Origin of the sequence: Hydrogenophaga sp. OTU3427, from assembly GCF_038440225.1 — a bacterium.
Taxonomy (GTDB): Bacteria; Pseudomonadota; Gammaproteobacteria; order Burkholderiales; family Burkholderiaceae_C; genus Hydrogenophaga.
In genome coordinates, this window is record NZ_JASATI010000006.1 from 1 (window position 1) to 26,279 (window position 26,279).

The 26,279-nt window shown below is 61.6% G+C and carries 24 protein-coding genes and 1 tRNA gene; 17 read left to right on the forward strand and 8 right to left on the reverse strand.

Annotated elements, in window-relative coordinates; genetic code table 11:
- The first annotated feature begins 69 nt into the window (after nucleotides 1-69).
- The 7 genes from AAHB17_RS05125 (at nucleotide 70) to AAHB17_RS05155 (ending at nucleotide 9,284) form a co-directional block, all read left to right on the forward strand.
- Nucleotides 70-933, forward strand: coding sequence for a restriction endonuclease (locus tag AAHB17_RS05125; RefSeq protein WP_342129421.1), 864 nt, complete (start codon nucleotides 70-72; stop codon nucleotides 931-933).
- A 51-nt stretch (nucleotides 934-984) separates the two neighbouring features.
- Entirely contained in the window at nucleotides 985-2,424 is a 1,440-nt protein-coding gene (hxsB, locus tag AAHB17_RS05130) for a His-Xaa-Ser system radical SAM maturase HxsB (protein ID WP_342129422.1), read from the forward strand.
- Nucleotides 2,424-3,557 carry a His-Xaa-Ser system radical SAM maturase HxsC gene (gene hxsC / locus AAHB17_RS05135; protein ID WP_342129423.1) on the forward strand — a complete coding sequence of 378 codons (1,134 nt, stop codon included), beginning with the start codon at nucleotides 2,424-2,426 and terminating at the stop codon, nucleotides 3,555-3,557. The genes hxsB and hxsC overlap by 1 nt, the downstream gene beginning before the upstream one ends.
- Nucleotides 3,554-4,192, forward strand: coding sequence for a His-Xaa-Ser repeat protein HxsA (gene hxsA, locus AAHB17_RS05140; RefSeq protein WP_342129424.1), 639 nt, complete (start codon nucleotides 3,554-3,556; stop codon nucleotides 4,190-4,192). Before hxsC ends, hxsA begins: the two co-directional genes overlap by 4 nt.
- Before the next feature lie 461 nt (nucleotides 4,193-4,653).
- Complete coding sequence (locus AAHB17_RS05145; RefSeq protein WP_342129425.1) at nucleotides 4,654-7,755, forward strand: hypothetical protein; 3,102 nt, start codon at nucleotides 4,654-4,656, stop codon at nucleotides 7,753-7,755.
- Nucleotides 7,756-8,028: 273 nt separating this feature from the next.
- The gene (locus AAHB17_RS05150) at nucleotides 8,029-8,421 is read left to right on the forward strand and encodes a VOC family protein (RefSeq protein WP_342129426.1); all 393 of its coding nucleotides are present in this window, start codon (nucleotides 8,029-8,031) and stop codon (nucleotides 8,419-8,421) included.
- A 236-nt stretch (nucleotides 8,422-8,657) separates the two neighbouring features.
- On the forward strand, nucleotides 8,658-9,284 hold the full coding sequence (locus tag AAHB17_RS05155; protein ID WP_342129427.1) for a class I SAM-dependent methyltransferase: 627 nt from the start codon (nucleotides 8,658-8,660) through the stop codon (nucleotides 9,282-9,284).
- Nucleotides 9,285-9,612: 328 nt separating this feature from the next.
- Here the strand turns inward: AAHB17_RS05155 and AAHB17_RS05160 are convergent, their stop codons facing one another.
- Both AAHB17_RS05160 and AAHB17_RS05165 read right to left on the reverse strand, forming a co-directional pair.
- Nucleotides 9,613-10,221: a cysteine hydrolase gene (locus tag AAHB17_RS05160; RefSeq protein ID WP_342129428.1), complete on the reverse strand. Its 609-nt coding sequence runs from the start codon at nucleotides 10,219-10,221 to the stop codon at nucleotides 9,613-9,615.
- Nucleotides 10,222-10,292: 71 nt separating this feature from the next.
- A complete protein-coding gene (locus tag AAHB17_RS05165; protein WP_342129429.1) occupies nucleotides 10,293-11,198 on the reverse strand; it encodes a shikimate dehydrogenase family protein in 906 nt (301 codons plus the stop codon).
- Between AAHB17_RS05165 and AAHB17_RS05170 the strand changes: the two genes are divergently transcribed.
- From AAHB17_RS05170 to AAHB17_RS05210, 9 genes are all read left to right on the forward strand, one after another.
- Nucleotides 11,167-11,826, forward strand: coding sequence for a GntR family transcriptional regulator (locus AAHB17_RS05170; RefSeq protein WP_342129430.1), 660 nt, complete (start codon nucleotides 11,167-11,169; stop codon nucleotides 11,824-11,826). The genes AAHB17_RS05165 and AAHB17_RS05170 overlap by 32 nt on opposite strands.
- 13 nt (nucleotides 11,827-11,839) lie before the next feature.
- Nucleotides 11,840-12,865: an ABC transporter substrate-binding protein gene (locus AAHB17_RS05175; RefSeq protein WP_342129431.1), complete on the forward strand. Its 1,026-nt coding sequence runs from the start codon at nucleotides 11,840-11,842 to the stop codon at nucleotides 12,863-12,865.
- A gap of 2 nt (nucleotides 12,866-12,867) precedes the next feature.
- Complete coding sequence (locus AAHB17_RS05180; protein ID WP_342129432.1) at nucleotides 12,868-13,638, forward strand: ABC transporter ATP-binding protein; 771 nt, start codon at nucleotides 12,868-12,870, stop codon at nucleotides 13,636-13,638.
- Nucleotides 13,628-14,479, forward strand: a complete 852-nt coding sequence (locus tag AAHB17_RS05185; protein ID WP_342129433.1) for an ABC transporter permease — start codon at nucleotides 13,628-13,630, stop codon at nucleotides 14,477-14,479. The genes AAHB17_RS05180 and AAHB17_RS05185 overlap by 11 nt, the downstream gene beginning before the upstream one ends.
- The gene (locus AAHB17_RS05190; protein WP_342129434.1) at nucleotides 14,476-15,759 is read left to right on the forward strand and encodes an FAD-dependent oxidoreductase; all 1,284 of its coding nucleotides are present in this window, start codon (nucleotides 14,476-14,478) and stop codon (nucleotides 15,757-15,759) included. Before AAHB17_RS05185 ends, AAHB17_RS05190 begins: the two co-directional genes overlap by 4 nt.
- A 181-nt stretch (nucleotides 15,760-15,940) precedes the next feature.
- A complete protein-coding gene (locus tag AAHB17_RS05195; protein ID WP_342129435.1) occupies nucleotides 15,941-16,915 on the forward strand; it encodes a Bug family tripartite tricarboxylate transporter substrate binding protein in 975 nt (324 codons plus the stop codon).
- 426 nt (nucleotides 16,916-17,341) lie between these two features.
- On the forward strand, nucleotides 17,342-17,719 hold the full coding sequence (locus AAHB17_RS05200) for a DUF3489 domain-containing protein (protein ID WP_342129436.1): 378 nt from the start codon (nucleotides 17,342-17,344) through the stop codon (nucleotides 17,717-17,719).
- Nucleotides 17,716-18,087, forward strand: a complete 372-nt coding sequence (locus AAHB17_RS05205; protein ID WP_342129437.1) for a DUF2924 domain-containing protein — start codon at nucleotides 17,716-17,718, stop codon at nucleotides 18,085-18,087. The genes AAHB17_RS05200 and AAHB17_RS05205 overlap by 4 nt, the downstream gene beginning before the upstream one ends.
- A 44-nt stretch (nucleotides 18,088-18,131) precedes the next feature.
- Entirely contained in the window at nucleotides 18,132-19,799 is a 1,668-nt protein-coding gene (locus AAHB17_RS05210) for a recombinase family protein (RefSeq protein ID WP_342129438.1), read from the forward strand.
- Nucleotides 19,800-20,035: 236 nt separating this feature from the next.
- Here the strand turns inward: AAHB17_RS05210 and AAHB17_RS05215 are convergent.
- The 6 genes from AAHB17_RS05215 to AAHB17_RS05240 all read right to left on the reverse strand — a co-directional run bounded on the left by AAHB17_RS05215 (nucleotide 20,036) and on the right by AAHB17_RS05240 (nucleotide 24,625).
- Nucleotides 20,036-20,123, reverse strand: a tRNA-Ser gene (locus AAHB17_RS05215).
- Between the two features lie 50 nt (nucleotides 20,124-20,173).
- The gene (locus AAHB17_RS05220) at nucleotides 20,174-21,460 is read right to left on the reverse strand and encodes a tryptophan--tRNA ligase (RefSeq protein WP_342129439.1); all 1,287 of its coding nucleotides are present in this window, start codon (nucleotides 21,458-21,460) and stop codon (nucleotides 20,174-20,176) included.
- A gap of 25 nt (nucleotides 21,461-21,485) precedes the next feature.
- On the reverse strand, nucleotides 21,486-22,154 hold the full coding sequence (locus AAHB17_RS05225) for a site-2 protease family protein (RefSeq protein WP_342129440.1): 669 nt from the start codon (nucleotides 22,152-22,154) through the stop codon (nucleotides 21,486-21,488).
- A 57-nt stretch (nucleotides 22,155-22,211) separates the two neighbouring features.
- Complete coding sequence (locus tag AAHB17_RS05230; protein ID WP_342129441.1) at nucleotides 22,212-22,847, reverse strand: L-threonylcarbamoyladenylate synthase; 636 nt, start codon at nucleotides 22,845-22,847, stop codon at nucleotides 22,212-22,214.
- Between the two features lie 7 nt (nucleotides 22,848-22,854).
- Complete coding sequence (locus tag AAHB17_RS05235) at nucleotides 22,855-23,757, reverse strand: DMT family transporter (RefSeq protein ID WP_342129442.1); 903 nt, start codon at nucleotides 23,755-23,757, stop codon at nucleotides 22,855-22,857.
- 10 nt (nucleotides 23,758-23,767) lie between these two features.
- Complete coding sequence (locus AAHB17_RS05240; protein WP_342129443.1) at nucleotides 23,768-24,625, reverse strand: 3',5'-nucleoside bisphosphate phosphatase; 858 nt, start codon at nucleotides 24,623-24,625, stop codon at nucleotides 23,768-23,770.
- A gap of 83 nt (nucleotides 24,626-24,708) precedes the next feature.
- Here AAHB17_RS05240 and murJ point away from each other — a divergent pair, with 83 nt between their 5' ends.
- A complete protein-coding gene (gene murJ, locus AAHB17_RS05245) occupies nucleotides 24,709-26,274 on the forward strand; it encodes a murein biosynthesis integral membrane protein MurJ (RefSeq protein WP_342129444.1) in 1,566 nt (521 codons plus the stop codon).
- Nucleotides 26,275-26,279: the final 5 nt, after the last annotated feature.

The window sequence follows — 26,279 nt, forward strand, 5'->3', positions numbered from 1 at the left end:
AGATGATAAAAATATGTTGCACAATATTTCGTCTGACAAGAAAAAGCCGTTCAGGATGGGAAAGGTGCAATGGCGAGACATAGGAAAACCAGTGCCGCTGAGGATTTGATGGACTTGGTCGCCAAGCTGCCATGGTGGGCAGGCATCGTACTGGCGCTGTCGAGTTATTTCATTCTTCACGCGGTTGCTACCGCGCCATTGCCTGAAGTCAAAACATCCTACGGCATCGGGCAGTTGGCTGTCGTTGGTCTGTGGCGAGGGCTGGCCAATGCGGGTCAATACATCTTGCCCTTCTGCTGCGTCATAGGGGCACTGGCGTCTACCGTTCGCAGGCGAGAACGCCGCAAGCTGGTGGAGACGGCAATTCAGAGTCAGGCCGCCGACGCTTTACAGGGTATTTCGTGGAAAGAGTTCGAGCTCCTAGTAGGCGAAGGCTTTCGTCGTCAAGGGTACTCGGTGACAGAAAACGGTGGAGGCGGTGCCGATGGGGGCGTGGATCTGATCCTGACAAAGGACGGTGAGCGTTACCTCGTTCAGTGCAAGCAGTGGAGGGCGTTCAAAGTCGGTGTGTCGGTCATTCGCGAGTTGTATGGCCTCATGGCTGCAGGTGGAGTTGCTGGCGGCATCGTGGTGACATCGGGTCGATTCACGAGTGAGGCCGTTGCGTTCGCGGGCGGCCGAAACATTCGCCTTATCGATGGTGGGGCGTTGCTGCAACTGGTTCGTCACGAGCTATCGCCGTCCGCGGCTGTCAGCGTGGCGCCACCGCGCCAGGATGTGCCGGCGAACACCAGGCCTGCGAGCGTGTCAGTTTCATGCCCAGTCTGTGACGGACCCATGGTGCAACGGCTGACCAAGCGCGGCACTTCTTCCGGAAAGATGTTCTGGGGTTGTTCGACCTATCCAGACTGCAAGGGAACGCGTCCGATATGAACGCCATGATGCTTGGTGCTCTTGTGTTTCGAGTGCTGCGGGGAGCGTGACATGACTTATACGCCGCAGACAATGTCTTTCCGAAGTCGCCTTTTGACCGATGGTTTTGTCGTGGCGACCGCGGCAACTGGTGATCACGCTTTTTTCTCACCTGAAGAGTTCGAGCAGTTTCGTCACGCACCGGCGACCTTGCCGCTCCATCGACAGGCTGAGCTGCGAGCACGGTTTCTGTTGGGCAGCCCCAATCCATCAACGGGGGTGCGCCGGTTGATGAATTCCCGAATCGCGACAAAACGCGAGACCGTGTCCTCTGGACCCGCATTGCACATCATCGTGCCGACTCTCCAATGTGCGCACTCTTGCCGCTACTGCCAGGTAAGCCGTGCGCTGAGTGACCAGGGGCACACGATTTCTTTGACTGACCTTGACAGTGCCTGTGACTCGATTTTCGAGAGCTCCTCACCCACGCTGACCGTGGAATTTCAGGGTGGCGATCCTCTGTTGCGTTTTGATCTGGTCGAGCATGCGATCCTGCGCATTCAGGCGCGCAATATATTCGAGAAGAAGCGCATTCGCTTTGTGATCGCGTCCACGCTGCATCAACTGGACCCGGCGATGTGCGCGTTCTTCAAAGTGCATGGGGTCTACCTGTCAACAAGTATCGATGGGCCATTGGAGCTGCACAACCGCAATCGCCCTGTTCCTGGTCGCGACGCGTACGAGCGCACGACGCTTGGGGTAGAAATGGCGCGCAGCTTGATAGGGCCTGATGCGGTAGCTGCTCTAATGACCACGACCAAGGCCTCGCTGCCCCACGCTGAAGCCATAGTTGATGAGTATGTTCGGCTTGGATTCAAGGAAATCTTCCTTCGCCCTTTGAGCAGCTATGGTTTTGCGAAACGCAACCAAACCCTGTTGGGCTACTCGGTCGAGGACTTCTTTCGGTTCTATCAGCGTGGGCTTCAGCGTGTTATCCATTGGAATCGACAAGGGGTCGAGATTCGTGAGGTCTATGCTTCGATTTTGTTGAACAAAATGCTGTCGACTTTTGACGCTGGATACGTTGATCTGCAAAGCCCGACTGGCGCTGGATCAAGTGTGCTGGTGTACAACTACGATGGCTATGTTTACCCAAGCGACGAGGCGCGCATGCTGGCCGAATCCGGTGACACGTCTTTGAGAATGGGGCGCATAGGTACGCCTCTCGACGTGTTGTTGAGTTCGCCGATTCGCGGTGAACTGGTCGAGGCGAGCGAGGTTGAGAACACCCCTGGTTGTCGGGATTGTGCCTATAACCTGTTTTGCGCGCCGAATCCTGTCGATATGAAAGCACAGTATGGGCATCTGATCCAATCAATTTTCGAGACCGAGCACTGTCAGCGCCACATGGGCTTGTTCGACGCGATGTTCATGATGGTGCGGGCAGCGGGTGATGAGCTTTTGGACTTGCTTCACCTGTGGGCACACCCGGTGGCCGAGAGGCGGGGTTGATGCGAAAGGTCCAAGCCACTTTCCAGTGTGATTGCGAAACGCGTGTGCATCGTGTCGTGCGCTACACGGATCTTCCGGCACAGTGGGAGCCGGACCTCCGCTTCTTGGTTCTCGTTCAATCCGAGAAGGAGCGTCTTGGCGTAGAAGACTTGCGAAGTGCGGGTCTCGCGCATGTGGCTTGGGTCGAAAGCGCTGCGCTTGAGGATGGCGATGTGGTCGTTCCCAATCCGAATCGAGGCGAGTGTGCGGTGTTGTTGCGGGAGTCGGATGCGCACCATGCGCTGTTCATGACCAACCGATGCAACAGTCTCTGCTTGATGTGCTCGCAGCCGCCGACGCCCAATAACGACAGCTGGCTCGTGGCAGAGGCTGTCGACGCGATCCAACATCTGCGATGGTCACCGCCTGTACTTGGGTTGACTGGTGGAGAGCCATTACTTCTCGGGGACGGTCTTCGGTGTGTCCTTGATGCAGTGCAGGCGCACCATCCACGTGCAACCGTCGAGGTGCTGACCAACGGGCGATTGCTTGCCAATTCAGAAGTCGCGACTCAGATACTGCAGGGGCTTACAACCCGGGTACGCTGGTTGATCCCCCTGTACGGCCACGCCGATTTTTTACATGACTTTGTGGTGCAGGTGCCTGGCGCGTTCGATGAAACGCTGACGGGATTGTTGACATTGCAGACGTATCAGCAGGAGATTCAACTTCGTACCGTGCTGATTGAACCTGTGTTGCAAGTGCTACCTGAACTTGCAGGTTTCGTCGGCCGCAACCTTCCCTTTGTCCGAGAGATGGCTTTGATGGGATGCGAGCCAATTGGCTTCGCATTGGCCAATCGCGAGCTGTGCGAGGTGGACCTGGGTCATTGGGGCGATACGTTGGCGCAGGCTGCGCGCATCTTGCGGCGACATGCCATCCCTCATTTGATCATGAACGTCCCGCTGTGTGCCTTGCCCAGATCGATGTGGTCACTCGCCCACCGAAGCATTTCCGACTGGAAAAATGTCTACGCAGCCGAGTGTGGGCGTTGTGTCGCGAAATCGGATTGCTCTGGCTTGTTCGCATGGCACGAGAGCGGATGGAAACCCTCGTTCCTCAAACCCTTGGATACCAATGAGGTCATCGCATGAGTAAGTTCATCCGGAATATTTCGCTGTTCGTTGCGGGGTTGCCAATATTGACAACCAAAAGTGTCTCGGCTGTACCCGGACTGCAACCAGGTTTTGATTTGCTTGAGTCCCAACCGGTCTCGCTGCGACCATTGAACTGGGATTCGGACAACCTGTTTGCGGGGCATCGGTCGCATTCCAGCCATCGCTCCCACTCAAGCCACAGCTCACACTACTCGGGTTCAGGCGGGGGGAGTTCAAGCTACAAGGCGCCTGTTTATTCCGCGCCGAGTCCTGCCCCTTCCTATACACCTCTGGCTCCCAGTCCAGCTCCGGCGCCCTCGCCTGGAACAGCCGCCAATCACCTGATGGATCAAAAACCTACGGCCAAGCCCATTCCTTCTGGTCAAGGCAATGCGGGTACACATGCGGAAACCGGTGCTGAACTCTCCCGTTCAGAGAAACTTCGATTGCAGGTCATGAGAGTGCAGATGAAGCTCAGAAGTTTGGGGCTGTACGACGGTCAGGTTCACGGTACGATGGACGACGACACTCGCCAAGGCTTGATGTATTTCCAGGACCTCAAAGGGCTACAAAAGACAGGCACAATGACTACGCCAACGCTCAATGCAATGGGTATTCCTGCCGCCAACTAAGGCGTCTGAATCGTTCAACGACATCTCAAGGCTGATTGCAGCCATTGGCGGCCGACGTGGTGTCCGGCAGCTTCCGATCCGGAACAGACATTGGCCGCCTTGATCTCCCCGCCCTGAAGCTGCCGGTCGAATCCGTAGCACGCACCCGGTGGGCATGCGGGCGTTGCATTGCTGCTGATCCTGCGATAGACGACGCAGGTGTCACACCGGTGGTACGCACTTAGTCGACTACGCTATGCAAACTGCCAAGTCGAAGGAGTAAAAGAACTGTGGTCGACCGGATGCTATTCATCGTGATGAGAGTCGTAGTCGCGGTCACACCACGACGTTGGTTGGCTTCGCTCTCCTGGCATGTTGACGAGTTCGTACACCAGTGGCGAGACTCGGCATCGGAGCTCCGGAAGAACTCCTGGTTTGAGCGACTCTTGCTGAGTGCGACTGCGCACCCTTGGATTTTCCTGTTGGCAGCGACCGCCATCTGGGCATTCATCGCTGCCGTACTGCTTGCCCTGGGTACGTACCTCTGCCTCCCGCTGGACAACTGGCAGAAGTCCGATCTGCCGACCTACTTCGGCACGGCTTGGTCAGTCCAGGCAACGGTGGTGGCACTCGTCTATCCGCTCGTCATTTCGTTCGTGACATTCCTGCTGCAACGGCGAGCGACAGCGAAGGTCGCATTGACAGCCTACCTCCTCGAGACCGGTGTCAAACCCTCTGGCACCAGTTCGTTTGCATTGCTGCTCTTGATGACGTTGCAGTATCTCGCTCTGCCGTGGATGTCGATACCGGAGGTACAGGCCGTGATGGTCGCCGACGTAACCTGGCTGGCCGTGAACCTGTTCCTTACCGGCTGGTTCCTGGCACGAACCGCGCAATACCTCCAAGATGAACGTTGCGTGGAAACATTGCAGTGGCTCACCCAGTGCGTCACGCTGCCTCGGGAGGTGCGGGCCTATGCGATGGGACTCCTGCTTCAGAACGCACAAGGGCGCGGCTGGGTTCCGGGCGGGGACTCGTTGAGCGAAAGTGTCACACCGAAAATTAACCTCTTCCCAATGGGCGAGGGTCGCGCAGTTCTGCAGCGAAAGTTCTCAAATCCGAAGGAGATTCGGGACGTTCACTTCAAGCCCCTCGGCTGGGCAATCGGCCGCTGGACCAGGGCTCAGAAAACGGCCCAAGGCAAGTACCCGTTGATGGAACTACCCTGTACGCCCGGCAAGGTCCGCGTTAAGCACATTCTCACGCGGATTCGTGACGCAGCCCCCCCTAGTCGGACAACCACTGCGGCCATTCTTGTGTCTTACCACTTTGCAAAGCCGACTGTTTCTGCCATGCCGTTCACATCTGTGGAAGTCATGGACGAATTGGGGCAAGAGGCTGCGGCGCAAGTGGAGCTTCGACGCGAACCTGGGTTCAGACAGGCGCTCAATGATTTAGTAGACGTGCACGCGGGATTACTGCGGGCGGCCCGCTTCCGCGGGAGTGATGGTGAGCTTGACAACATGAGTCTTCTCCCGGACCCGTACGGCTGGGGTTCGCGCCGGATGGTTCAAACTTGGATGGAACCATACCGCGCTATTGCCGAGGCCGCTGTGGCAGCACTAGAAGACGATGATCGCTTCTTCCAGCGGACAGCAAGATTGTCCGAACGACTGATGTATCGGGCGGGTGAGCAGCCAGCAGACGTGCTGATAGCGTTGATGCTGTCATCAACCCTTTTGATGTACCACCTGGGTCTTTGGTGGAGTCGTCGTGCGGCAACCGAACTGGTGCAGGAATCGCAAATTCCCCGGCTTCTATCACCACCATTGCGCAATGTGTACTGCGACGCACTGCAAGGATGGGTGGGTTCCTGGGAAAGCGTCGATGTCCGCATTAACAACGATGAGGTCCTACACGGCGCTGCGCTGTGGCGTGCGCACGTCACTAGGGTCAAGGTCTACGCAACCCACATCGACGAAACGGCGCTAATGCTACTGGCTGCAGTGGCTCGCGGCGACGCGGAGGCAGCAAGGCGCCTTGAGGATTCACTGGTCAAATGGTGGGGTGAGCGCCAGTACGAATTCGGTGCTGGCCGTGGTGTGTCACAGCCGGGCTGGTCTCTACTCACGCTGTCCTTCGCAGACCTGACCTGGGACGAAGCCAGGACACGGATCCCGGATCTTCCCGAAGGGTCCCAGACAGGCGAGGCTGCGACTCTGCTGTTAGCGACGGTGCTGAAGCGGTACTGGTCCGATGTGTGCATGGTGGTCGCATTTGTCCTGCTGGAGCATGCTGCCAGCCTCGAAAGTGCTGAATCCTTCCTGTGCTTGGAAATCGTGGGAGCCCTGATGGGCGGGCGTGGATACGACAAAGGGGGCAGGGTAGATGTTGACCGACATCGGGGAGCAGGAACCGGCGTAGGTCGTATCGCCCGTGCACTGTTCGGCGACCGCAGCTACTCTCAGCGCTTAGACAAGATTGTCGAACGGTACCGCTCGGACACGCGGGAGCCAATGACGCCTGGCCGCACGTATTCACTCCATGGCGCTGATGACGTCGATGCGTTGACCCGCGGGCAAGCCATCTACTTGACAGCCCTGATCGCTGGACGGCATGAAGACCTCAGCGCGTTTACGCGAATTGTGGAGGAGTGGCGCGAAGAGCTGCAACGACTCGACCGCGTATCCAGGCACTTCCAGGCGCTCGCGAATGAGCTTTGTCAGGATGAGTTCAAACAGCACTCGACGACCATTGCAAAGCTTCGAGAAGTCCTGGAGTGTCAGGAGCCGGTGAACGACGCGTTGAATCACGCGGCCTCGCTCTGCAAGGAGGCTTCGAAGGCGGCCAAGGAGGCTCACGCAAAGACCGTTGCCGATGCGCCACTAGACCCGGAGCGCCTGGTCGAACTGACGCAGAAGGTGCATGCACGAGTCTTCGGCTCTGATGAGCAGAGTGACTTCCCCATCGCGGTGACCACGGACTTCGTAGCGACTGACGAAATCCTTGAGACGGCGAGTCAAAGTTTCTCCGGAGTCTCGAAGCTTCCGTTAACCAGACTTCAGCTGGAAAACATGGATGAACACCTTGTCGATTGGTTCAGCCAGTACACGGCCCGGCATGCGTTCGCAGTTGCTCTGGCAGGAATTCAGCGGAAACGAGGCATCGAGCCCGTACGGGACGACAACGCGCAGGCGTTTTATGCGGACCTCGAGGCACGGATGTCCTCCATCATCGCCAGTGGTTGGACACCAGTGGTTTTGGTCGTCGCAGGCCGACGTGCAGATTACTTGTCGCCGTATCGATTGCCTGAAGATGGCGATGTCCCCGCAGGGTTCGTCATTCGTCCGCCCGACCACCCAGAGCGCGGACTGCATGCAACAGTGAATGGCGTCGAGGTCTACTCCGTACCCATGAGTTCAAGTCGGTACTTAGTGCTTCCGAAGGAGTGGTTGTCGACGCTGCGTTATCAAAGGAGGCAAGGAGACGTAGGGCTCTCACTGCTCTCCAAGAACGAGGCCGCGGGAAAACTGGATATCACTTTCGAGTTCGGATGCGAGTTTGTTGTACCTCACGCCGATTGAGCAGAGAGACCTCCGCGAGGCTGCGGAAGGCAGCCATTGATCCGCCGCGATGCCGGGTGCGCCGGTGGCTGCTTTGAGCTGGGCACCGTGAACTCAATTCACCGGGCGCGAACGGCGGCAACCGCTGCACACCGGCCGGCCGCGCTGCGATATCGGCTTCAGGCACTGAGCACCGAACTCTCGCATCAATGGTCGACCGTGATCACACTCAGCGTAGACTCGCGCCGCCGGCACACCGCTGGCCATGAGAACATTTTAAGGAAAGAGCTAGACATGTTGAACCACGTGATGGTCGGCACCAACGACATTGAACGCGCCAAGCGCTTTTATGACGCCGTGCTCCGCGTGCTGGGCGCGGGAGAGGGCGTGCTCAACGTGAACGGGACCGGCCAGTCTCGCCTGTTCTACCGCCACAACGGCAGCACCTTCGGAATCAGCCAGCCTATCGACGGCCAGCCGGCCACTCACGCCAACGGCGGCACGATCGGCTTCAAATGTCAATCCGCTGAGCAGCTGCAAGCCTTCCACGACACGGCCATCGCGCATGGCGGGACCTCGATCGAGGGCGCGCCTGGCCCCCGAGAGGACAAACCGGGCGCCATGCATCTGGCCTATGTGCGCGATCCGGATGGTAACAAGCTCTGCGCGGTCTACCGGCCCGCGTAAGCCCGGCGTGAGCGAATCGCGCCTGCCTTGACACCGGCTTTGGTCGGACCAGAGCATGCGCCGTTCGTTGGCTGCTCTTGGCCGAGACCGTGATTCCGCCGGTGCGCGCCGAAGCGGCGCTGTCAGCGCGACATGGTGGTTCGAGAGTGCCCCCTATGAGCCGCTGAACTCGATCGGAGAGCGTTCAGGCTGTCCTGTATTTCGGGTCAGGGCGGTGCTGTATGAAATGATGCGGTATGCCATTGAGTTCCGAAGACCTGCAACAAGTCGCCGCGCGCACCCTGGCGCACTACGAGCAGAACGCCCAGAGCTACTGGGAAGGCACGCGCGACCACGACGTCAGCCAGAACATCGCGGCGCTTCTGAAGCACATTTCCGGGCCACCGCCCTTTGACCTGCTGGATTTCGGCTGCGGGCCTGGGCGCGACCTGCACGCCTTTACCGCGCTGGGCCACCGCGCCGTGGGCCTGGAAGGCGCACCAAGCGCGGCGGCGCTGGCGCGCCTACACAGCGGCTGCGAGGTGCTGGAGCAAAGCTTCCTGCACCTCGAACTACCCGCGCAGCGTTACGACGGTGTGTTTGCGAACGCCGTGCTGTTCCATGTGCCCCGCCCGGTGCTGCCGCAGGTGCTACGACAACTGCAGGCATGCCTGCGGCCGGGCGGCGTGCTGTTCAGTTCCAACCCGCGCGGCAATGGCCAGGAAGGCTGGAACGGTGAGCGCTACGGCGTGTTTTACGACTGGCCAACCTGGCGCGCCTTGGTGACGGCCGCCGGCTTCGACGAGTTGGATCACTTCTACCGTCCCTCGGGCCTGCCGATCGAGCAACAGCCCTGGCTGGCGAGCGTGTGGCGCAAGCGCTGAGACCTAGATACGACTAGCTGTACGGCTGACAGTTTCGGCGGGCGGATGCATGGTTTGGGTCGGCTCTCGATCGTCTTGGTCATGCACTTGTCCTACGATACGGCGCATGACCAAGGACCGCTGTCGGGCTCACCAGCGAACTGACGGAGCCGGCCAACAGCGGTCGTCGGACTGATGGAGGTGCGTTTCAACAAGTCGCTATTTGTTGTGACCAAGAAAAGTCGCCCATCGCGAGGAACTATTCATTTAAGCTCGGGAGCTCTTCGTAAAGCCTTCTGCAAGCAACAACCCTTGACGTGGTCGTGCCACTCACTTCCCAAGACACGCATCAATTCACAGAGCACAGGCGGGCGCAGATTTGGTCTGTTGTCGCGACATCGCCAAAGGCCGCAAACACGTTCAGTAGCGCTGCAGTTTGGGCCGCGTCGCTGCGTGCCGCCGTGGCGTCGGCAACGACTATGGTGCGGTAATCCAGTTCCATGGCTTGTCGGGCCGTGGATTCGCAGCAAATATTTGTCAGTGTGCCAGCGATCACCACGGTGTCTATGCCCCTGAGGACCAGTTCTCCATTCAGGCTGCAGTGCTCGGTACCGAGAGCTCCGAAGCGCATCTTGTCCACCACGACGTCGCCAGGCTGCACGTCAATGCCACTGAAGATCGCGTGGCCGCCCGTACCGCCCCCCAGCAGTGCACTCGCTCGTGCTGGATCTCCGCCAGCAACGATTTCTACATAGCGCGACCAGTCGTGCTCGACGACGGTGTGCCGGGTAAAGCAAATAGTGGCCCCGGCTGAACGGAGACAAAGTGTTAGTGCGTTGATGCGGTCAACGATGCGCTTAGCGGAAGGCACGCAGGCGGGTGAATCTTGCCGAATAAAGGCATCTTGCATGTCGATGACGAGCACCGCTGTACGCACAGGATCGAGACGTGGGTACATGACCAGTCGGTCCCGACGGTGGCTAGCGCTTTCAGCCAGCTTGAGTTGAAGAGCCAGGTCCGTTGCCAAAGTCATACTGCCTCCGTTCCGATGTCGATACGCAAGAAAGAGGCGACTGAGCCGAGTTGGCCCAGAGCCGTCGATGCTCCGTTTAGCGTTCGCATTCCCAAATCTGCTGCTGCCCTTAACAAGGGTGTCTCCATAGGTTGCGTTACTAGGTCTGCAACCCATACATCTGCGCGAAGCTGCTTCAGGTCATGGGCATCTACGGCTAGTCCCGGCGCATGCTGCATGCCAATCGGCGTGGCATTTACCACGATATCGACATCATCCAAAGCCTGGTCCGGTGTCCAAGGCGAGCTTTCGGCACACATTGCGAGCATGCCAGCACGTTCCGACGCATCAGTGGTCCGAAAGACGATTGATCGCCCACCTCGGTGAATAAACTCCAGGGCGATCGCGCGGGCGGCTGCACCCGCGCCCACTAAGGCAAGCGACCGACCCATCGGGTCGAAACCGTTGAGACGCGCTCCGTTCCAGAACCCATCGCCGTCGAACATGTCGCCTTCTAAGCCTTGTTCTGTCTTGCGAAGGACGTTCACCGCGCCAATTCTTCTTGCCCTAGAGGTGAGCGTGGTGGCCATCCGAGCTGCAGCCTGCTTGTGCGGGGCCGTGAGCACTAATCCGAGGCAGTTACTGGTGGTGTGCACCATCGACAGCAGCGCCTCTAACGCGCTTGGCGCTGTATCTAGAGGAACGAGCGCCAAGTCTGCGCCAGCTTGCTCGAAGCGAGCATTGAAAAGGGCGGGCAACTGCACCTGAGAGACCGGATACCCCACCATGAAGACTACCTGAGCTGCGCCTGTGAGAAACATGGCAGAACCTTGACAAAAATTGAAGATTTCGAATAATATCCAAAATATTGAAGATTTTGGGAAAGATTGAATGTTCTTCCGCTCAAACGACGAGTCCTCCACCGTGGTTCGCCTCTTGGCCGAGCAGGTACGCCGGGACATCTCATTCGGGGTGCTGGCGCCTGATTCAAAGCTAAAGATCGACGAACTCAGGCAGCGCTATGGGGGAAGTGCGAACTCATTTCGCGAGGCCCTGACACAGCTCGCCAATGACGGACTGGTGGAAGCCACTCCGCAAAAGGGGTTCAGAGTGGCATCAGCCACGACTGCGGACCTGCAGGACATCACGCGGGTGCTCTTCGAAGTTGAATCCGTTGCCATCCGTTGGTCCATGGCAGCGGGTGACGTTCGGTGGGAAGGCGAAGTGATCGCAGCCCAGCATCGCCTCAGCCGAGTCGAAAACCTTGTCGCGCACGACGCCGCAGAGCACGCAGTGGAGTGGGAAGAAGCCGGTCGAGCCCTCCACGCGACCTTGGCCAGCGCCTGTGGATCGCCCCGATTGCTTGAAATCATGCAGAAGCTCTATCAACAGAGCGCCCGCTTCAGGTTGTCGCGCTTGCATGGCCAGGCTTTCGATCCGCGCGTCTCCCAAACTGCGCATGCACGCCTCGTAAACGCCGTGCTCGCACGTGATGCCAGCGCCACGCATGAGGCATTGCGCGAAATCATCTTTGGCTGGAAAACGAACTGACAAAGGGTTGCCCATGTCCATCTCACGCAGAAACATCATCAGGCTTGCAGCCGGGGCGGCGGCATTGCCGACATTCGCCACAACTGCACTGGCAAGCACCGACCGGATCACAGTCGGAGCGCTCCGCTTCACATCGGAAGGGCCAACGTTCCTGGCGTTGGAGCGGGGCTACTTCAAAGACGAAGGTCTGGATGCCAAGATCGAGTTCTTCCAAGCTGCCCAGCCCATGGCCGTGGCCATCGCTTCGGGTGATGTGGACTTCGGCGTCACGGCCGTCACTGCCGGTCTGATCAGCCTTGCCGAGAAGGACGCCTTGAGGGTAATCGGGGGAGCCTTGCAGGAAGAGCCGGGTATCGATGGACAGATCATCTTGGCCTCGCGAAAGGCTTGGGAAGCGGGCCTTCAATCGCCCAGAGACTTACGCAACCGGTCCTTCGGCATCACCACCCACGGCTCGTCATTCCACTACATGGTCCACAAAATAGCGGCCAAAGTGGGAATTCGTCTCAGTGACATCCAGCTCAAGCCCCTACAACAGATCGGAGCTCTGGTGGGGTCGCTAAGCACGGGGCAAATAGATGCTTGGTCGATCGTCCCAGATATCGGCAAACCGCTGATTGCGAAACCGGAGGTGAAGAAGATCGGCGAGATTGCCGAGTACATCCCCGACTATCAGGTGACCACCGTCTTCACCGCCACCAAGATGATCCGCGAGCGCAAGGATGTGGTCCAACGCTTTATGAAGGCGAGGGCGCGTGCAGTAGCCGACTTCAACGGGGCACTGGTTGGTCCCAATGCGGGCCACAGGTCGGCCGAGGATGTTTTGAGGGTGCTCCACAAGTACGTAATGGCGGACCGACCCTTTGAGGTCGCCGCGCCCCTGATCCGCAATGGCGCGATGCGAATAGCGGAGCGATCGCAACTTCATGCCGGCAGCATTCGCGATCAGCTTGATTGGTTCAAGTCTGAAAAGCTTGTGCCACCCTCGGTTACCTTCGACATGCTGGTGGATGCCGGCTTCGCCCCGATCAAAGGCTGAATATGGAGATCCAGCTTAAGGGCGTCCGCCATTGCTACGGAGGGATGCAGGTTTTGGAGGACGTCACCTTCGATCTGCCAACCGGACAGATCGTATGCATTATCGGACCTTCGGGGTGTGGCAAATCAACCTTGCTTCGCTTCATCGGTGGACTCGAACGTCCCGACGAAGGCGAGATCCACCTCGTGGGCGAGCGGCCCTCGGGCTGTCTTAACCCGCTCACATACATCTTCCAAGACTTCGCACTGCTGCCCTGGCGCACTGTAGAGGAGAACATCAGCGTAGTGCTGGAGGATCACCGGATCAAGGGGCAAGAAGCTAGACGGATCATCTCAGACGTACTGGGACGCACGAAGCTTGCCGAGTTCCGCAAGGCATATCCCCGCCAGTTGTCAGGGGGGATGAAGCAGCGGGTCGCCATTGCACGCGCGCTGAGCGTCAGCCCTGCAGTGATGTTGATGGACGAACCACTCTCGGCCTTGGACAGCCAAACGCGCGAGCTGCTGATGGACGACTTGGTGGAGTTGTGGCTACGCGAACGCTTCACTGCGTGCTATGTCACCCACAACCTTGCTGAAGCCGTACGCCTGGGTCACAAGATCATCCTCCTGAGCCGCCGTCCGGGTCGCATTCGCCAAGTAGTGAAAATCGATATGCCGCTGGAGGAGCGCGCCGCGCGGATGATGGAGATGGAAGTGATCCAACGCGATCTTTGGGCGTTGATGCGTGACGAGGCCATGGCGGCCGACCGGGAGTTGGCCCATGACGACTGAAGCACTCTGCAGACGAGCTGCGCCTACCACCGCTATTCCCCTGCAATCCGAACGCGCGAGGCCCGTGCCGTTTCGCGGCGGTGGGTTCAGGCCGCAGCCTATGCGTTGGGTCGGCCCCGTCGTGTTTCTCGCGCTCCTGGTTCTGTGGGAACTGGGATGTCGCACGGGAGTAATCGGCAGCCTCGTCTTGCCGGCACCCAGCAAGGTGTGGGGCGCGCTACAGGACTTATTCCAATCCGGCCTCCTGCGCAAGCACCTGCAGGCCAGCCTTTCCCGACTGGTTGTGGGATGGACATTGGGTGCAGCACTCGGTGTCACCGTCGGCCTGACGATCGGATTGTTCTCGCTAGCTCGCGCAGGTTTGTTGCCTCTGGTGTCGGCGATTTTCCCCATTCCCAAGATCGCACTGCTTCCGCTGTTTGTGATCTGGTTCGGAATCGGAGAGGGCTCCAAGATCGCTACCATCCTTTTCGGCACCTTCTTTCCGATGGTAATTGCAACCTATGGCGGAGTCGACAACGTCGATCGCAGCCTGATCCGCATGGGACAGTCCTTCGGGCTGTCTTGGTCTTCCATCGTTCGCAAGATCATCATCCCGGGCGCGATGCCGGCGATCCTGTCGGGCTTCCGCATCTCCGTATCTATCGGGATCATCTTGTTGGTCGCTGCTGAAATGATCGGCGCGGAGTACGGTATCGGCTCCTACATCCTGATGGCGGGAGCGATTTTCTCGATGGAGCAATTGATCGCTGGCGTCGCGATCCTGTCTCTTATTGGACTCTGCGCCAGCGGCCTCATCGGATGGGCCGAGCGGCGGCTGCTCGGATGGAGGGCAAAATGATGTGGCGTTCACCCCATCGACATGAGCAGAACTACGATGTGATTGTCTGCGGCGGCGGAGCGGCGGGCGTCGGGGCTGCAGTGGGCGCGGCCCGGGCAGGTGCTAGGGTATGCCTTGTCGAGAAGTATGGCTTCCTGGGCGGAGCGGCGACCACTGCGCAGGTCCTTGCGTACTGTGGGTTCTACCAACAAGGCGCAAAGCCGGTGGCCGCTGTGGGCGGCGTCGGGGCTGAATTGCTTGCCAGCCTAAGCAAATACGGACTAGACACTACACCCTTTTGCTCGGAAACCACGGGCAACTGGATCGTGCGCATTGAGCCTGAGCTGCTCAAGCTGACCATGGATGATCTGTTGGTTCGGCATGGCGTAGATGTCCAGCTGCACACCCGCGTAGCTGCCGCTACGCGGACCGGTGAACGCATAGAAGCTGTCACGCTCGCAGGAATGGAAGGCCGGTGGCACGCAGTTGCGGATGCGTTCGTGGATGCCAGCGGCGACGCCAATCTCGCCATGCTTGCCGGAGTGCCCTACCGCATCGGAAATCGCGAGGGCTTGCTTCAGGCAACAACTCTCCCAATGCGGATAGGGGGCGTGCCGCCTGAGGTATCTATCGATCGTCCGGCCCTATGCGCTTCTGTCGCCCGCTACAACGAAGGTGGAGAGTTTCCGATAAGCCGGTCAGACGGTGGCATCATGTTTCGGTTGCCCGTGTCCAGCGACATCTGGTGGATGGCCGTGGATCTCCCGATGGCCGAAGTCAGTTCGCGTTGCTTCACTGCGATGGAGATGAAAGGGCGTGCCATGGCAAACGACTATCTCCACATGCTGCGAAAGCACATGCCTGGCTTCGCCAGCGCATATCTTGTCGCGACTGGCCCCCAGATTGGCGTACGCGAAACGAGACATCCTGCGGCTCGGTACGAGATGACGCTTGAAGACGCAGCGCAAGGAAAAACTTCCGACGACGCAGTGGCTAGAGCGGCTTGGCCAATCGAATTGCATACACAACCGGGGCGGCCAACGTACACGCCGCTTGGCGGTGCTGGCTACTTCCATGTTCCTTACGATGCCATCAGCGCCGCAGGTATTGAGAATCTCTGGTACGGAGGACGAGTGATCGGTGCAGATCCCGAAGCGTATGCCTCGGTGCGAGTGATGGGCACAGCATTCGCTACAGGAGAGGCCGCTGGCGTCTCCGCAGTGGACTATATAGAGAGCAATCATCTGCGCAATGCGCGCACGGTTGCCAATCGATTGCGGGCCAACGGCGCAATCGTCTAAAGCACTAGCGCTTCGGCCTGACGCAAGAGCTTCAACGCGTCCTGGCCTACGCCTAGAAGTTGCAAACCCCTGATGTTCCCTAACTGCAGCGTGTCGTGCTGGCTCAGGGTGTCTTCATGGGCATCGGCAACAAGTTCGAGGCCTGAGGGCCGTACTCGGTAATTTACACAAGGAAACAAAAATGCTTCGACGTACCCTCTTCCAATGCATCGCAAGTACAACGCTGGCTGCATCTTGCGGGCTCCTGCACGCGCAGACCTGGCCATCCAAGCCCGTACGGATGATCGTGCCGTTTCCTGCTGGGTCCACGCCCGACCTGCTTGCGCGCATCCTCACGGATCGCCTCTCAGTGCGCTTGGGGCAGGCTTTCGTGGTGGATAACCGCAGCGGGGCAGCTGGCAACATCGGCACCGACTTCGTCGCAAAGGCGACACCGGACGGCTATACGGTGGGAGTCAGCATAGCGGGACCGCTGGCTATCAACCCGCTGCTGTTCAAATCCATGCCTTATGACCCTGCGCGCGACGTCAAGCTGATCACGGTCGCGGCTACTCAGCCTTCGGTACTGGTGGCGTCGAACAAGCTGAAGGCTTCGACCTCCAAGGAACTGTTCGAACTACTCGCGCATAGGGAAGGCCGCTACAGCTTCGCGTCCATGGGTGCCGGCACGATCTCGCAGATGGGCATGTATGTGCTGACAGCAAACAGCCCGGCGGATGTGATACATGTGCCTTACGCCGGGTCCGGGGCCGCTTCGTTGGCATTGATGTCGGGCGAAGTTGATTTCGCGCTTTTGCCGGCTGCCAGTGTGATGCCACACATCCAGGCCGGCAAGATGAAGGCACTAGGCATCGCTGACGCCAAGCGGATGTCCGCCTTACCAAATGTACCGACGTTGACGGAAGCTGGTGTACGCAGCGTGACAGCCGACGCCTGGATCGGCGTCATCGCGCCCGCTGGCACGCCCGACGCCATCACCGAGCGTCTGCGCGGCGAGATCCTGCAGGTCTTAGCCGAACCGGCTGTGCGCGAGAAGCTTCAGACCCAGACCATGGAAGCCGTGGGCGGTACGCCGGTCGAGTTCCGCAAGGTGTTGGACGGTGAGTTGAAGTTGTGGAGCCCGGTGATCAAACAGTATGGCATCACGATCCAGTGAGGTGACCGATGGCACTTGCTGGATGACCGCAGCCTTAGCGGACTGCTGAGGTACCCACCGTCGCGTCGGAGGACATGGCCTGAATTAAACAGGCCTATGTTCTCATTCAATTTAATTTCCCGATAGGCAGCGTTGTGATTGAGATGACATGCCGTACGCCTCCGGTCGCTGTCGCAATGACTGCTCCTTAGCGGAAAGTGCGCGTTCCTGGAAGTAGTTCGGATGACTACAGTCGCTGCAAACCGGGTATCCACCCGAAATGCTAGCTGGCCGGGGAGTGCCTCGCGCATGGATGAATCCCTCCCACGATGCAAGCAACCGCGGGGAATCATGATCATTCCACACGGACACCTTCGAATTGATTTGGAAGCTGGCTGATGTAGAGCGTTACTGCGACCCGTGCCGCTGTTGGCACGGGAGCAAACGATGAAACCCACAACGCCCAGTACCAAGACCACCAAATACACCAAGCCTGTCGCCAAGCCCTCGGTTCCGACCAAAAAGACTCCCGTCAAAAGGGCCGCGGCCAAGAATTCCCTCACTGCGAAATCCCCACCCAAGCCTCAACCAGTACCTGTTGCCGCGGCGTCCAACGTGGCGACCAAACAGTCCCAGCTCATTTCACTCCTGGAATCGCCAACGGGCGCCACCCTGGCCCAGATGATGAAGCTCACCGGCTGGCAGCCGCACACCGTGCGCGGCATGCTCAGTGGATCCTTGCGCAAACGCCTTGGGCTCGATGTTCGGTCGGAGGTGGAGGAGGGTGTTCGGGTCTACCGCATCGTGGAGGGCTCCGGCAAATGAACACCCTGACCGAGATCACTACCGCCGACCGCGAGCTGCTGATCCAACGCTGGGAGTCCCTCTTTGAGCACGAACCCCCACCCCAGATCCACACCGCCCTCATGCGCCGGGTGTTGGCCTGGAACGTCCAGATGCAGCAGGCAGGTCTGGATCCTTTTGCAGGTCGCCAGCCCATCTCCCGTCCTCCGGTGGTTCTTCGCCCCGGAACCCGCCTGCTGCGCGAATGGCAAGGCGCCACCCACGAGGTACGGGTGCTGGATGCGGGTTTTGACTACGCCGGCCAGACCTACAAGAGCCTGAGCGCCATCGCGCGCGCCATCACCGGCACCCCCTGGTCCGGCCCCTTGTTCTTCGGGATCAAACGCTGATGGCAAGTAAATCGTTCAATTTCTCGACCGCCGGGGCCGCTCAGGTGCCGGCCCTGACCTGCGCCATCTACACCCGCAAGTCCTCCGAAGAAGGCCTGGAGCAGGATTTCAATTCACTCCACGCCCAGCGCGAAGCCTGCGAGGCCTTCGTGCTGAGCCAGAAGGGCCTGGGCTGGACCCTGAACCCCACCACCTACGACGACGGGGGCTTCTCCGGCGGCAACGTCGAGCGCCCCGCCCTGAAACGCCTGATCGCCGACATCGAGGCGGGCAAGATCAAGGTGATCGTGGTCTACAAGGTCGACCGCCTGACCCGCTCCCTGGCCGATTTCGCCAAGCTGGTCGAACTGTTCGATGCCAAAGGCGTTTCATTCGTCTCGGTCACCCAGCAGTTCAACACCACCACCTCCATGGGTCGTCTGACCTTGAATGTGCTCCTCTCATTCGCCCAGTTCGAGCGGGAAGTGACCGGAGAGCGCATCCGGGACAAGATCGCCGCCTCGAAACGCAAGGGCCTGTGGATGGGCGGTGTGGCCCCTGTGGGCTATGTCCCTCATGGCCGCACGCTGGTGCTCGAGGAGATTCACGCTGATCGGATCCGGGCAATTTACGAGCTGTACCTGAAAAAAAACTGCGTGCGCAAGCTCAGTGAAGAACTGCAACTGCGAAAGTGGCTGACGCCCGAGCGCGCCAGCAAGCGGGCAGGGGCGGGTGGCAACAAGCCCTTCAGCCGGGGCCACCTGTACCGCATCTTGAGCAATCCCATTTACGTGGGCAGGGTGCCCCACAAGGACGAAGCCCACCCAGGCCAACACCCGGCCATCGTGAGTGAAGACCTGTGGAACCAGGTTCAACAACGCCTGGCCAGCAACAAACAAGGCACCAAGACCAAGGCCCATGCGGCCAACCCCAGCCTGCTGGCCGGGAAACTGCAGGACGAGCTGGGCAGGCGTTTGATCCCATCCCACGCCCGCAAGGGAAACAAACGCTACCGGTACTACGTGACCCCGGTTGATGAACTGGGCGAAGCCCTGCGGTTGCCGGCTAATGACCTGGAAGAACTGGTGATCGCCGCGGTCATCCGGTGGGCGAGCGACAAGAAGCGGGTGGTGGACGCGGTCGGCTGGGGTGACGCCAAACGGGCCAGCGATGCGATCGAGTCAGGGAAACAGCTCGCTCAAAACCTGAAACTCAGCGCCCGGGACCACATTGGCGACAGCATCCACGCCGTTGAAGTCGGGCCCAGCACCATCCGGATCGCCATCGACCTGGTCGGATGCGGTCTGGTCAAAAAAGAGGCAGACCACAGCACGATCGAGCAACCGGTGCTCGAAGTGCCCGCTGAACGCAAGCGGGCGGGACTGGCGGTCCGGCTGATCATTGGGGAGCCGGGGCCTGGACAGATCGATGCGAGGCAGCACAAGGGCGCCAAGGAGCCCGATCCGACCATGATGGCCATGCTGACCCGAGCCCGGGATTGGTACGAGAGGCTGACGCGCGGGGGGCAGTCGTTGGGTGAAATCGCGGATGCCGAGCAAATCTCAACCAAGTACGTTGGCCGAATTCTCCAGCTGGCGTTGCTGGCACCCGACATCGTGCAGGCGCTGGAGCAGGGCGAATACCCGGTGGAGCTGTCCGCCACCAAGCTCAGCCGGATGGTGCCGCTGCCGATGGACTGGGACGAGCAGAGGCAGTTGCTGGGCATGGCCTGAGCGGCCACAAAGCCAATCCAAAACGGGGTGTTCAGCGCCCCGTTTTGCCTGGAGCGATCGAGGGGCGAAAACCCACAATGTCACCGGCTCCGAGGGCTCACAGAGAAAGGGCCGGAAAAATCAGGTCGAAATTGGGCAGAGAGAGCCCACAGAGAAACCCGAGTCGGGCTAGAGCCCGCATGAACAGGGGCTTTGCCAAAAGAAAAGGCCCTCGCACTGCGAGGGCCTAGACATGCTGGCGGAGAGGGTGGGATTCGAACCCACGGTACCTTGCGGTACGCCTGATTTCGAGTCAGGTACATTCGACCACTCTGCCACCTCTCCTGGTGTGTGGTAAGCCTCAAATTATAGCAGGAAGCGGCGAGGTGTTTTGTTCACGCCTTGTCTTGCGTGAAGTGTTGCAGCGCTTGCGTCACTTCGTCGGACTGTGCGTCGTCTGCCCGCACCACTTCCGGGGGCAGGGTGGCGGGGGTGTCTTGCAAGGCCTTGATGCAGGCGCCGGCGTCGCGTGGCGAAGCGAAACCGGTGCTTTGCAGCAGCAGCTTGCCCTGGGCGTCGACCAGCTTGAAATAGAACTGACCGTCTTTTTCCCGGTATTGCTTGAAGCTGGGCGAGGCGGCTTTGGTGGCCTTGTTGGTTTTGCCGCTGTCCGTGGCGTCCAGCGAACGCAGGCCGACGGCATGGCGCAGACGGGTGGTGAAGGGCGTGGCGATGGCGCGGGCCTTGGCGGCGCCGGCTTTCAGTGTCTTTTCGATCTGTGCCGGGTCCTTCATCAGCTGTTCATAGACCTCGCGCATGGGGGCGATCTCGCGGTCCAGACGCTCGAACAGCACCTCTTTGGCGTCGCCCCAGGCGATGCCCTCGGCGTAAGCCCGGGCCAGGGCGGCGGTTTCCTCGGCGCTGGCAAAGGCCTGGTAGAGCTGGAACAGGGCCGAGCCTTCGGTGGCCTTGGGTTCGCCGGGTGCCCGCGAGTCGGTCAGGATGCCCATGATGAGCTTCTTCAACTGGTCGCGCGGCGCGAACAGCGGAATGGTGTTGTCGTAGCTCTTGCTCATCTTGCGGCCGTCCAGGCCGGGCAAGGTGGCCACGTGTGCTTCGATGGCGGCTTCGGGCAGCGTGAAGTGCTCGCCATAGAGGTGGTTGAAGCTGGAGGCGATGTCGCGCGCCATTTCGATGTGCTGGATCTGGTCGCGACCCACGGGCACCTGGTGGGCGTTGAACATCAGGATGTCGGCCGCCATCAGCACCGGGTACATGAACAGCCCGGCGGTCACGCCGTGGTCCGGTTCCTCGTTGGCGGCGGTGTTCTTGTCCACCGATGCCTTGTAGGCGTGGGCGCGGTTGAGCATGCCCTTGCCGGTGACGCAGGTGAGGAACCAGGTCAGTTCGGGAATCTCGGGGATGTCGGACTGGCGGTAGAAGGTGACCTTGTCCGGGTCCAGCCCGCAGGCCAGCCAGGTGGCCGCGATTTCCAGCGTGGAGCGCTGCACGCGGGCCGGGTCGCCGACCTTGATGAGGGCGTGGTAGTCGGCCAGAAAGTAGAAACTTTCGACGCTGGACAGCTTGCTGGCGCGCACGGTCGGGCGGATGGCGCCGACGTAGTTGCCCAGGTGCGGCGTGCCGCTGGTGGTGATGCCGGTGAGGACGCGCGTGGTGGTCATGGCGGAGACGAAATGAAAGACGGGTTCAGAACAAGAGGGCACGCAGGGGCGTGAGCAGCAGGTCGATGAGGCCGCCGGTGGCGGCCATCAGGGGGCGCAGCCAGAGACTGCCCACCACGCCGCTGATGACCAGGGCCATGACGACGAAGAAGCCCCAGGGTTCGATGCGCGAGACCAGCAGGGCCGCGCGCATGGGCAGCAGGCCGACCAGGATGCGACCGCCGTCCAACGGCGGCAGCGGGAACAGATTGAAGGCGAACATCACCAGGTTGGTCATGATGCCGGCGCGGCACATGGCCAGGAAAAAACGCTCCTCGACCCCGACGGCCACCAGCAGGTACCCGGCCACCGTCCACAGCACCGCCTGCGCCAGGTTGGCGCCGGGGCCGGCCAGCGCCACCCAGACCATGTCGCGTTTGGGGTTGCGCAGGTTGCCGAAGCGCACCGGCACCGGCTTGGCGTAGCCGAACAGAAAGGCGCCCGCGGTGGCGAAGTACAGCAGCAGCGGCATGGCGATGGTGCCCACCGGGTCGATGTGACGCACCGGGTTGAGCGAGATGCGGCCCAGCATGGCGGCGGTGTTGTCGCCAAAATGGCGCGCCGCGTAACCGTGCGCCGCCTCGTGCAGGGTGATGGCGAACAGCACGGGGATGGCGTAGATGGCCACCGTCTGGATGATCTGGGCAAGGTTCATGGGCCTATTGTCCCAGAGCGCCGGCCTGGCCCCGATCCGTGCCGGCGCTTTCGCGGTTCACAGGCCCAGCGTGGCCAGCGCTCCCTGGCCGACGCGGATCACCTCGGGTTCACCGCCCGTGCCCATGGGGGTGAGGTCGATCACGGTGGTGGGTGCCAGCGCGCAGGCGCCGGCGTCGATGACGGCGGCCAGCTCGTGCTGGAAACGCTCGCGTATGGCCTCGGCGTCGTTCATGGGTTCGGTCTCGCCGGGCGGGATCAGGGTGGTGGCCAGCAGCGCCCCGCCGTGTTGCTCCAGCAGGTCCAGCAGCACGCGGTGGGCCGGCACGCGCAGGCCGATGGTCTTGCGCGAGGGGTGGCTCAGGCGGCGCGGGATGTCCTTGCCGGCGTCGAGGATGAAGGTGTAGGGCCCGGGCGTGCCCAGCTTGAGCAGGCGGTACTGCTTGTTGTCCACCTTGGCGTAGTGGGACAACTCGCTGAGATCGCGGCACAGCACGGTGAGGTGGTGTTTGTCGTCCACCTGGCGGATGCGGCGCAGGCGGTCCGCGGCGGCCTTGTCGTCGAGGTGGCAGACCAGCGCATAGCTCGAATCGGTGGGCACGGCCAGGATGCCGCCTTTGGCCAGCAGTTGCACCGCTTGCTTGAGTAGGCGCGGTTGCGGGTTGTCGGGGTGGACGTCGAACAGTTGGGACATGGCGGACTCAGAGAGGGCGGTGCAGGCGCTGCTGGCGCGCCGTCAACCAGGCGGCGCTGGCGCCGCACAACACGATCAGGGCGATGCCGGTCAGCTCGGTGCGGCCCGGCACGTGGTCAAAGACCCACCACCCGGCCAGCATGGCAAAGGCGATCTGGCTGTAGAGAAACGGCGTCAGCGTGGCGGCCGGGGCGCGGGCAAAGGCCAGGATCAGCAGGAAGTGGCCCACCGTACCCATCAGACCCATCAGCAACAGCAGGGCCAGGGTCTCGCCGTCGGGCGGGGTCACCCACACCAGGGGCATCAGCACGCTCAGCCCCAGGGCACCCACCCAGCCGGTGTAGAGGTGCATGGTCATGGCGTTCTCGGTGCGGGCCATGCGGCTGGTCAGGATCTGGAAGGCCGCGTAGGCCACCACCATCACCAGGGGCAGCAGGCTGATCCAGCCCAGGTTCATGTCGCCGTCCTGCCAGGGCTGGACGATCAGGAGGGCGCCGGAAAACCCGCCCAGCACCAGCAGCCAGCGAAGCACGCTCACCCGCTCCTTGAGGAACAGCGCCGCCAGCAGCGTCACCATGAGCGGCGTCAGCATGACGATGGCGGTGAATTCGCCCACCGGCATGTGGCTCAGGCTCACGAAGCCCAGCACGCTCACGCTCAGCAGCAGGCCGCCGCGCAGCAGCTGCAGCCAGGGGCTGTGGGTGCGCAGCAGCGTGCGCCCCCGCATGGGCAGCAGCACCGCGCCCATGACCACCGCCTGGAAGCTGTAGCGGAACCAGACCGCGATCAGCACCGAGATGGCGCCACTGATGGATTTGAAGCTGGTGTCCAGCACCACGAAGCAGGCCACCGCCGTGATCAGCAGCGCGATGCCTTGCAGCGGGCGCGAACCGGGGGCGTGGGCCGTCATGCGCGGCCCGTCACGCGAGGATGCGGTCGGCCAGCAGCTCCCACACCGGGGTCAGGCGGCCTTCGAGGTAGGGCAGCTTGCCCAGGTCGCAGTGGCTTTCCTCGGGGCTGTGGAAGTCGCTGCCACGCGAGGCGGCCAGGTCGAACTCCAGCGCCATGTCGGCGTATTTGACGTACTCGGCCGCCGTGTGGCTGCCGGTCACCACCTCCACGCCGCGCCCGCCGTGGGCCTTGAACTCGGTGAACAGCGCGTATTCGCGGGTCGGGTTGTGGTCGTAGCGGGCCGGATGGGCGATCACGGCCACGCCGCCGGCCTCGGTGATCCAGCGCACCGCGTCGCCCAGCTGGGCCCAGCGGTGGGGCACGAAGCCGGGCTTGCCTTCGGTCAGGTACTTGCGGAAGACCTCGTTGGTGTCGCGGCAGACGCCGCTTTCCACCAGGTGCCGCGCGAAGTGCGTGCGCGAGATCAGGTCCGGGTTGCCCACGTAGTGCAGCGCGCCCTCGAAGGCCCCGTGGATGCCGACCTTGGCCAGGCCGTCGGCCATTTCGCGGGCGCGTTCCTCGCGCCCGCCGCGGGTGCGCTTGAGGCCTTGCGCCAGGGCCGGGTGGTCGGGGTCGAAGCCCAGGCCCACGATGTGCACCGTCAGGTCGGCAAATGTCACCGAGATTTCGGTACCGGTCAGGTACTTCATGCCAGCCGCCCGGGCGGCGGCGGCGGCGCGGTGCTGGCCGCCGATCTCGTCGTGGTCGGTCAGGGCCCACAGTTCCACGCCATTGGCGCTGGCGCGCGTGGCCAGCTCCTCGGGCGTCAGGGTGCCGTCGGAGACGACGGAGTGGCAGTGCAGATCGGCGTTGAGTATGGCGTTCACCGAACCATTTTACGAAGCCGCGCCCACACGCGCTGGACCAGGGGTTCACAAAGTGTGACAGATGTGCTCGCTACACTCGGCGCGTGTCACTGTTCAAAGCCGCATCCCTGATTTCCTTGCTCACGCTGGCGTCCCGCATCACCGGCCTGGTGCGTGAGTTGCTGATGGCGTCGGCCTTTGGCGCCAGCGCCATGACCGATGCCTTCAACGTCGCGTTCCGCATCCCCAACCTGCTGCGCCGCCTGTTCGCGGAAGGCGCCTTCAGCCAGGCCTTCGTGCCGGTGCTGGCCGCCGCCAAGGAGCAGGAGGGCGAGGCCGCCACCCGGGCCATGATCGACCAGATCGCCACCGTGCTGGCGTGGGCACTGACCGCCACCTGCGTGCTGGGCGTGGCCGCCGCGCCCATCCTGGTGTGGGGCCTGGCGGCGGGCCTGAAGCAGGACCCGGCCGGCTTCGAGGCCGCCGTGTTCATGACGCGCTGGATGTTCCCCTACATCGCCTTCATGTCCATGGTGGCGCTGGCCGCGGGCATCCTCAACACCTGGAAGCGTTTTGCCGTGCCGGCCGCCACGCCGGTGCTGCTCAACGTCGCCATGATTGCCGCCGCCTGGTGGGGGGCGCCATGGTTTGCGTCGCTGGGCGTCAATCCCATCTACGCCATGGCCGCCGGCGTGCTGGTGGGGGGGGCGTTGCAGCTGGGGGTGCAGATTCCGGCCCTGCATGCGCTGGGCCTGCTGCCGCGCGTCGGCTGGCGCTGGGGTGCCCTGCGCGACGCCTGGCGCCACCCGGGCACGCGCCGCGTCACCACCCTCATGCTGCCGGCCCTGCTGGGCGTGAGCGTGGCCCAGGTCTCGCTGCTCATCAACACCCAGATCGCCTCGCACCTGCGCACCGGCAGCGTGAGCTGGCTCAGCTACGCCGACCGGTTGATGGAATTCCCCACCGCCCTGCTGGGCGTGGCCCTGGGCGTGGTGCTGCTGCCGCAGCTGGCGGCGGCCAAGGCCAAGAGCGACACCGAGCGCTACAGCGGCCTGCTCGACTGGGGCCTGCGCCTGGTGGTGCTGCTGGCCGTGCCCTCGGCCGTCGCGCTGCTGACCTTTGCCCACCCGCTGGTGGCGGTGCTCTACCACTACGGCGCGTTTTCCGATGCCGACGTGCGCCAGACCGCGCTGGCCCTGATGGGCTACGGCCTGGGCCTGCTGGGACTGATCGCCATCAAGGTGCTGGCCCCCGGCTACTACGCCAGCCAGGACATCCGCACGCCGGTGAAGATCGCGGTCGTGGTGTTGCTGTTCACCCAGGCCATGAACGTGGTGTTCGTGCCCTGGCTGGCCCATGCCGGCCTGGCGCTGTCCATTGGCCTGGGCGCGCTGCTCAATGCCACCTGGCTGCTGCTGGGCCTGTTGCGGCGCGGCACCTACCGGCCGGCGCCTGGCTGGTGGCGCTTTGTGCTGCAGGTGGTGGCCGCCAGCGCTGTGCTGGCGATCTACCTGCTGTGGGCGTCCAGCGGCCTGTCCTGGCTCGATGGCGCCGGCCGCGCCTGGGCCCGTGTGCTGCAGTTGCTGCTGGTGCTGGGCGGCGCGGCAACCCTTTATTTTGTGGTGTTGTTGCTGGGTGGTGTGAAGTTGCGCGAGTTTGTGAGAAAGTAACAAAC

Bases quoted from the DNA above. Each gene is read 5' to 3' on its own strand.
- hxsA (WP_342129424.1), top strand. From the start codon at position 3,554: ATGAGTAAGTTCATCCGGAATATTTCGCTGTTCGTTGCGGGGTTGCCA.
- hxsB (WP_342129422.1), top strand. From the start codon at position 985: ATGACTTATACGCCGCAGACAATGTCTTTCCGAAGTCGCCTTTTGACC.
- AAHB17_RS05150 (WP_342129426.1), top strand. From the start codon at position 8,029: ATGTTGAACCACGTGATGGTCGGCACCAACGACATTGAACGCGCCAAG.
- AAHB17_RS05220 (WP_342129439.1), bottom strand. From the start codon at position 21,460: ATGACCACCACGCGCGTCCTCACCGGCATCACCACCAGCGGCACGCCG.
- AAHB17_RS05175 (WP_342129431.1), top strand. From the start codon at position 11,840: ATGTCCATCTCACGCAGAAACATCATCAGGCTTGCAGCCGGGGCGGCG.
- AAHB17_RS05195 (WP_342129435.1), top strand. From the start codon at position 15,941: ATGCTTCGACGTACCCTCTTCCAATGCATCGCAAGTACAACGCTGGCT.
- hxsC (WP_342129423.1), top strand. From the start codon at position 2,424: ATGCGAAAGGTCCAAGCCACTTTCCAGTGTGATTGCGAAACGCGTGTG.
- AAHB17_RS05155 (WP_342129427.1), top strand. From the start codon at position 8,658: ATGCCATTGAGTTCCGAAGACCTGCAACAAGTCGCCGCGCGCACCCTG.
- AAHB17_RS05180 (WP_342129432.1), top strand. From the start codon at position 12,868: ATGGAGATCCAGCTTAAGGGCGTCCGCCATTGCTACGGAGGGATGCAG.
- AAHB17_RS05185 (WP_342129433.1), top strand. From the start codon at position 13,628: ATGACGACTGAAGCACTCTGCAGACGAGCTGCGCCTACCACCGCTATT.
- AAHB17_RS05230 (WP_342129441.1), bottom strand. From the start codon at position 22,847: ATGTCCCAACTGTTCGACGTCCACCCCGACAACCCGCAACCGCGCCTA.
- AAHB17_RS05225 (WP_342129440.1), bottom strand. From the start codon at position 22,154: ATGAACCTTGCCCAGATCATCCAGACGGTGGCCATCTACGCCATCCCC.
- AAHB17_RS05125 (WP_342129421.1), top strand. From the start codon at position 70: ATGGCGAGACATAGGAAAACCAGTGCCGCTGAGGATTTGATGGACTTG.
- AAHB17_RS05235 (WP_342129442.1), bottom strand. From the start codon at position 23,757: ATGACGGCCCACGCCCCCGGTTCGCGCCCGCTGCAAGGCATCGCGCTG.
- AAHB17_RS05200 (WP_342129436.1), top strand. From the start codon at position 17,342: ATGAAACCCACAACGCCCAGTACCAAGACCACCAAATACACCAAGCCT.
- AAHB17_RS05160 (WP_342129428.1), bottom strand. From the start codon at position 10,221: ATGTACCCACGTCTCGATCCTGTGCGTACAGCGGTGCTCGTCATCGAC.
- AAHB17_RS05170 (WP_342129430.1), top strand. From the start codon at position 11,167: ATGTTCTTCCGCTCAAACGACGAGTCCTCCACCGTGGTTCGCCTCTTG.
- AAHB17_RS05190 (WP_342129434.1), top strand. From the start codon at position 14,476: ATGATGTGGCGTTCACCCCATCGACATGAGCAGAACTACGATGTGATT.
- AAHB17_RS05205 (WP_342129437.1), top strand. From the start codon at position 17,716: ATGAACACCCTGACCGAGATCACTACCGCCGACCGCGAGCTGCTGATC.